5 protein-coding genes are annotated in these 6,272 nt (G+C 57.8%); 1 reads left to right on the forward strand and 4 read right to left on the reverse strand.

What is annotated here, in order from left to right; genetic code table 11:
* Positions 1–52 precede the first annotated feature (52 nt).
* Positions 53–799, forward strand: a complete 747-nt coding sequence (locus tag KVG88_RS30770) for a flagellar brake protein (RefSeq protein WP_150704887.1) — start codon at positions 53–55, stop codon at positions 797–799.
* Positions 800–865: 66 nt separating this feature from the next.
* Here the strand turns inward: KVG88_RS30770 and KVG88_RS30775 are convergent, their stop codons facing one another.
* The 4 genes from KVG88_RS30775 to KVG88_RS30790 all read right to left on the reverse strand — a co-directional run bounded on the left by KVG88_RS30775 (position 866) and on the right by KVG88_RS30790 (position 6,054).
* Positions 866–2,239: an MFS transporter gene (locus tag KVG88_RS30775; protein ID WP_150704886.1), complete on the reverse strand. Its 1,374-nt coding sequence runs from the start codon at positions 2,237–2,239 to the stop codon at positions 866–868.
* 68 nt (positions 2,240–2,307) lie between these two features.
* Complete coding sequence (locus KVG88_RS30780) at positions 2,308–3,549, reverse strand: glutamine synthetase family protein (protein WP_217873630.1); 1,242 nt, start codon at positions 3,547–3,549, stop codon at positions 2,308–2,310.
* A gap of 211 nt (positions 3,550–3,760) precedes the next feature.
* Complete coding sequence (locus tag KVG88_RS30785; protein WP_150704884.1) at positions 3,761–4,453, reverse strand: sensor histidine kinase; 693 nt, start codon at positions 4,451–4,453, stop codon at positions 3,761–3,763.
* The gene (locus KVG88_RS30790; protein ID WP_150704883.1) at positions 4,450–6,054 is read right to left on the reverse strand and encodes a tetratricopeptide repeat-containing response regulator; all 1,605 of its coding nucleotides are present in this window, start codon (positions 6,052–6,054) and stop codon (positions 4,450–4,452) included. Before KVG88_RS30790 ends, KVG88_RS30785 begins: the two co-directional genes overlap by 4 nt.
* Between the last annotated feature and the right edge of the window lie 218 nt (positions 6,055–6,272).

Raw genomic sequence — 6,272 nt, forward strand, 5'->3', positions numbered from 1 at the left:
TGGCAAAATGCTGGCTAGCCGTAGTCAAAATTTGTCTGGAGATTGATTAACCGTGTCCAATGCCTTAAATGCGGACGATGCTCCGCAGCCACCCAAGGTGCTCAGCACGCCCCTGGAAATCTCCGGCAACCTTCGCCAGCTCCAAGAAAGCCATGACCCCCTGATCATCACGTTCCACGAGCGCAGCCAGCGCTTCCAGAGCTATCTGGTGGACGTCGACCGCGAAGGCAACATGATCGCCCTGGACGAAATGATTCCCCGTGACGGTGAACGTTTCCTGCTGGCCGGCGAACCGTTCAAGGTCGAAGGCTTCCATGAAGGCGTGCGCATCGCTTGGGAAAGCAATGGCCCACTGACTATCGATGAATCCGGCGGTAGTCGTTGCTACCGTGGCGCGCTGCCTGACGAGGTGGTCTATCACCAGCGCCGCAATGCGTTCCGTGCAGCGTTGAAATTGGCTCAACTGGTCAACGTCAATCTGGACGGCGAAAAGCTCAAGGCACCGATCAGCGGCAAGCTGCTGGACATTTCCGCCACCGGCTGCAAATTGCGATTCGAAGGCGACATTACCGGCAGCCTGCAACTGGGCCAGGTTTACGATCGCTTCAGCGCCGACTTGCCTTTCGGCAAAATGACGGCGCCGGTCGAACTGCGCTACCTGCACTTCGAAGAAAGAATCTCCACCACCTTCGCCGGCATTCGCTTCCACAACATGAGCGGTCTGGTGCAGCGCCAGGTCGAGCGCTTTGTCTATCAGTTGCAACGCGAAGCTCGCCGTTTCGACAAAGACGATCTCTGATAGCAACGCTTCAATAAAAAACGGGCAGTCCCTTGCGGTGACTGCCCGTTTTTTTGTGCCCGGCGTTCAGGGCCTGGCTTCGGTGAAGCTTTGCTCCCTGCCCGAGTCCGGATCGTCATCGGCCGGTGTATCCGATGGCGGCTCAGCTTCAGGCGCTGGATCGTGCTCGGAAGGCAGCGGATTCTGCATTTGATCCTGCACCACCTGCTCGTCCACCCGTGGATCAAGTGCAGCCACCAGCGGCGAACTCGACATGCTGTCCGGCATGGCGACATGATGCAGCGGCGCATCGTCCACCTGATGCAGGTTGGTTACGGCTTTCGGGCGAATGCGCCACACCAGCACCAACGCAAAGAAACTGAAGAACGCGTAGAGCATCTGACTGCCGAACAGCTTCATCAGAACACCGGCCACCAGAGGCCCGATACTGGCGCCGACACCGTAGGTCACCAGCAACATCGCCGTCAGCGAAACCCGGCGATCACCCTCAACGTGGTCATTGGAAAACGCCACCGCCAACGGGTACAGACAGAACTGGACCAGCGAGCACAGGAAACCGGCAATGAACAACACCTCCAGCGGCACCTGCTTCATGATCGCCAGCGGCATGGCAGCCAGTGCCAGGCTGAACGCAAAACAACGAATCAGCAGCGCCCGGTCATAGCGATCGGACAGCCAGCCTAATGGCCATTGCACCAGCAAACCGGCAAAAATGCAGCTACCCATGAACAGACCCACCTGCTCGGTGGACAAGCCCTGCTGCGAGGCATACAGCGGCGCCAGACCGTAGAATGAACCCACGATCAAGCCTGCCCCCAGCACCGTGCTCAAGGACTGCGGCACCCGCTTGATAAAGAACCGCGGCTCCATCGGTGCCGGATGCAAAGGCGCCGGGTGAATCCGTCGCGTCAGGGCCACCGGCACCAGACACAAGGTGAAGCACAGGGCAACCAGCATCAGCAGCTCAAGGCCGAGCCCCGGATGCATGACCAGAATCAGCTGACCCAGTACCAGGCCCAGGTAAGAGGCAATCATGTAACCGCTGAACACCAGACCGCGCTGCTTGGCCTCCGCCTGCTCGTTGAGCCAGCTTTCGATGACCATGTACTGACACATCATGCCAAGGCCGACGATCACCCGCAGGAACAGCCACGCGGGCAGCCAGTTGACCAGGCCGTGACCCAGCACTGCCGCACCGACGATCCCGGCGCACGCGGAATAGGCGCGAATATGCCCGACCCGGGCAATCAGCCGATGGCCGATCTTGCCGCCCAGCACCAGGCCAAAATAGTTGGCCGCCATCAGCGCACCTACCCACAGGCTGTCGACATGATCGGCAGCCAGGCGCAAGGCCAGGTAAGTACTCAACAGGCCTGAGCCGATCAACATCATCAGCGAGGCGAAATAAAGCGCTCGAAAGGATTTCCAGATTTGGCGCATCGGCGTTCCGAGCGGCTCCTTGCAGTGAGTAACGGGCTATCAAACGATAGCCCGATGTCGACATTTCGTCAGGCCTGGGCGGCTAGAATACGTCGTTCCCAGGGGGTGATTTCATCATAGAAGCTGGTCAGTTCCAGGGTCTTCGACGCGATGTAGCCTTCGATGAACTCCTCACCGAACAGTTCCTTCGCCAAATGACTACGCTTCAGACGCTCCAGAGCTGCATGCAAGGTACACGGTAACGAAAGATTATCCGGCACCTCGAATTCACCCTGGATCGGCTCGCTCGGCTCCAGCTTCTGCTCAATACCATGCAACCCTGCGGCAAGGCTTGCGGCAATCGCCAGATAAGGGTTCGCGTCCGCACCCGGCAAACGGTTCTCGACCCGACGAGCGACCGGCGAACTGGCCGGAATGCGCAAACCTGCGGCCCGGTTATCGTGGGACCAACACGCATTATTCGGAGATGCAAAAGGATGGCACAAGCGCTGGTACGAATTGACGTTCGGAGCAAACAGCGCGGTGAAATCCGCCATTGCAACCTGCTGCCCGGCGATGAAATGCCGGAAGGTTGCAGTCTCCTGCCCATCATCGTCACTGAACACATTTTGCCCGCTGGCGATATCGACGATGCTCTGGTGAATGTGCATCGAACTGCCCGGCGTGTGCGCCAATGGCTTGGCCATGCAGACCACTATCAGACCATGCTTGAGCGCGACCTCCTTGAGCAAATGCTTGAACAGAAAGGTCTGGTCGGCGAGCAGCAGCGGATCGCCATGCAGCAGATTGATCTCGAACTGGCTGACACCCATCTCATGCATGAACGTATCGCGCGGCAATCCCAGTGCCGCCATGCACTCATACACTTCGTTGAAGAACGGCCGCAAGCCACTATTGGAACTGACGCTGAACGCCGAATGACCGTCTTCGCGACGACCATCCAGGCCAACCGGGGGCAGGAAGGGTTGCGTCGGATCCGGATTCGGAGCGAAGACAAAGAACTCGAGTTCGGTCGCTACCACCGGCGCCAGGCCCAATGCCTTGTAGCGTGCGACGACCGCCTTGAGTTGGCCGCGGCTCGACAGATTTGAGCTTTCGCCGGTCAGCTCGTCCGCATCACAGATGGCAAATGCGCGCGGCTGTTTGCTCCAGGGCAAACGATGAATTTGCGTCGGGTCTGGAACCAGCGCGAGGTCGCCGTCGTCGCAGCCGTAAAAACGTGCCGGCGGATATCCGCCCATGATGCATTGCAGCAGTACGCCCCGCGCCAACTGCAAACGCCGCCCTTCGAGGAAACCCTCGGCGGTCATCACTTTGCCCCGTGGCACGCCATTCAAATCTGGCGTAACACATTCAACTTCATCAATGCCCGTCAATCGCTGCGCGAGTGAGCCCTGGCCATCGGTTGTCATAACGCAATCCTTGTTATTGTGCGAGCCGCGAACGGCGACCCGTACAAAATAGGCTCCGCGTGTTCGGAATATCAAGCAGCGCCCAACAAAAAGCTTGGCGTGGAGAAAATCAGGGCAGATAAATACTGAAGACACCGCCGCCCAAGGGGCCGCCGTTGCTAATTTCCGTCCGCCCGCCAATGCCGTTGCGCTGATGCAAAGCGGCAATCCGGCCTGCGAAATACAATCCAAGGCCTGTGCTGCCACTGCTCTGATTGATGCCTTGCACGTAATCGGCTTGGCGCTCGATCATCTCGTCCGGGTAACCGTCACCGTCGTCGTTGATGGTCAGCACCAATTGCCCTGCCTCATCGCTGGCACTGATCAAGACCGCATGACGCGCATAACGAATGGCATTGTTGATGGCATTGGCCAGCACCGAAGCGATCAATTCACGGTCGAAGAAACCCAATGGGCTCAAGGGATCCACCTCAAACGTCGCGGCGATACCGCGACTGACGAACACATCCTGATGACACGCCAGTTGCGCTTCGATGAAGTCATCCAGTTCGTGATAGGCCGGCTGCAAAGGCATCTGGTTGACGCCCAGCTTGTACAGGCCCAGCAGCTGCACGAGCATACCGTTGAGGTGAGCGAACTCGAACTCGATCACCCCTTGTTCCGGGGTATGCCGAGCCGGGTCAGGCAACCCGGCCAGCCATTGACTGTGGGCCTGCATCAGCATGGCCAGCGAGTTCTTCATGTCGTGCACGGTGGATGCAATCACCGTGGAGAAATCGAGGGACTGCAAGTTGTCGTTCATTCGCCAAACGCCTTGCTTTTGAGCTTCTGATATCGCGGATAACGCGCGTCGGAATCAGGCATCAACCCGACCATCTTCAGGCAGGTCCGACACTCTTCCAGTTCGGCCGACGCTACATTGGTATCGGTGCCATGCAGCAGCGCCTGGGCCATGTTCAACGCGATACTGATGTTCTTCGGTTGCAGCGCCAGAGCTTTGCGGAACACTTGCCGGGCCTCGACCAAATTCCCGGTCTTGTAAACGCGCACACCCTGACGGTTCAGTTCCGCCGCATCATTGCCCGAGTTGAGAATGCTCGGGTCATCGGTCAGCTTGGCAATGCCCTTCATGACACTCGGATCATCACCGTAGATTTCCGCGCAGTTTTTCAACATCGATGCACCAGCGTCAGCTTGTCCGAGCATCTGCAATTGCTTGGCGACCAGCAGCGCCGCTTCGGCACTCATGAACTGCTCCATGCCATCGAGGCGCATCATCGCCTGTTCGGTGAGTTTTTCCGCCGTTTCAGCATCATTGAGCAAGAGACTGGTGGCCTTCATCAGCCGCGCACGAATTTGCAGGCCAGGGTCAGACGGGTTCTCCTTGGCTACAGCGCTTAGCGTTGTGTTGATTTCCAGTCGAGTACGGGTATCCAGACCTTTTTCGCTGCCTTTGCTGATCAACGCATGGGCCAGGCCGAGATTACTTTCCGCATCTTTGAAACGCGACTGCGCCCCTTGGGCAACCGCCTGGCGATAGGCTTTGGAGGCGGTATCAAAATCCTCGTTGGTCATGGCCAGCTTGCCTAGTTGCGCCTGGCGTCGCACGGCCAGTGGCGACAGGCGAATCGCTTCTTCCAGTACCTTCTGGGCGCTCCTCGTATCCCCTTCCGAGACCAACACATCGGCCATGCCATCGTAGAGTGCCGGCATCATCGGAAAAACTTTCAATGCTTTTTCGTAGACGCCTTTGGCTTGAGCGACCTGGCCGCGCTTGAACAGCAACTTGCCGAGCCCGGCAAACGCCCAAGGCAGAGGCCGATCGGCAATGATGCTGTCGTAGAGCCGTTCCAGCGCCTCATTCTGATTGAGGTCACGCAAGGCATCGGCGCGGTATCGAAGGCACAGGGGCGAATAGCGAATGTCTTGTTTGCACAGGGCAATGCACGCGTTGAGCACTTCGACCGGTTTACCTCGGTCGAGCGCCTGAAGAATCGGCTTGAGCAATGTCTTACGCTGCTCCAGCCGCTCCAAGCGTTGGGCCAGACCGGAACGGTTGAAGGGTTTGGTCAGGTAAGCGTCGGGTTCGTGCTCCAAGGCACTGAGCACCATGGCCTGACTGGTCTCGGCAGTGACCATGACAAACACACTTTCATGGCTGATCAGCTTCTCGATCATCAGGTCTTCGAGCACTTGCTGGCCGTTCTTCTTGCCATCGCCCAAGTGGAAATCCTGCAGGATGAAATCGTAGGACTTCTGCGAACACATCTTCAGCGCCTGTTCGCCGGTGTCCGCCGTGTCCACATCCTTGACACCCAGTTCCCGCAGCATGGACCTGACGGAACTGCGGAAATCCGAGAAATCATCGACGATCAGAAAACTTTTTTGGTGATACGACAGCATCGAAGATTTCCAGGCAGTTTAAGAAGAAAAGCCAAACGACAAATACACGAAGAAGATCACTGCACCGCCCTGAGCGGCGCGCAGATGATAGCTAGTAGCCATAGCCTATCAAGCGTTTTCTCTTGAACTGCAAATCCGATGTAGACGGTGAGAAGTGAAGATCGCTTGACCCAAAGGTTATCGGCCAGTGGTGGCGTTCCCTTGAAGCCTCATTAACG

Origin of the sequence: Pseudomonas azerbaijanoccidentalis (genome assembly GCF_019145495.1) — a bacterium.
In the GTDB taxonomy this organism is placed as follows: Bacteria; Pseudomonadota; Gammaproteobacteria; order Pseudomonadales; family Pseudomonadaceae; genus Aquipseudomonas; species Aquipseudomonas azerbaijanoccidentalis.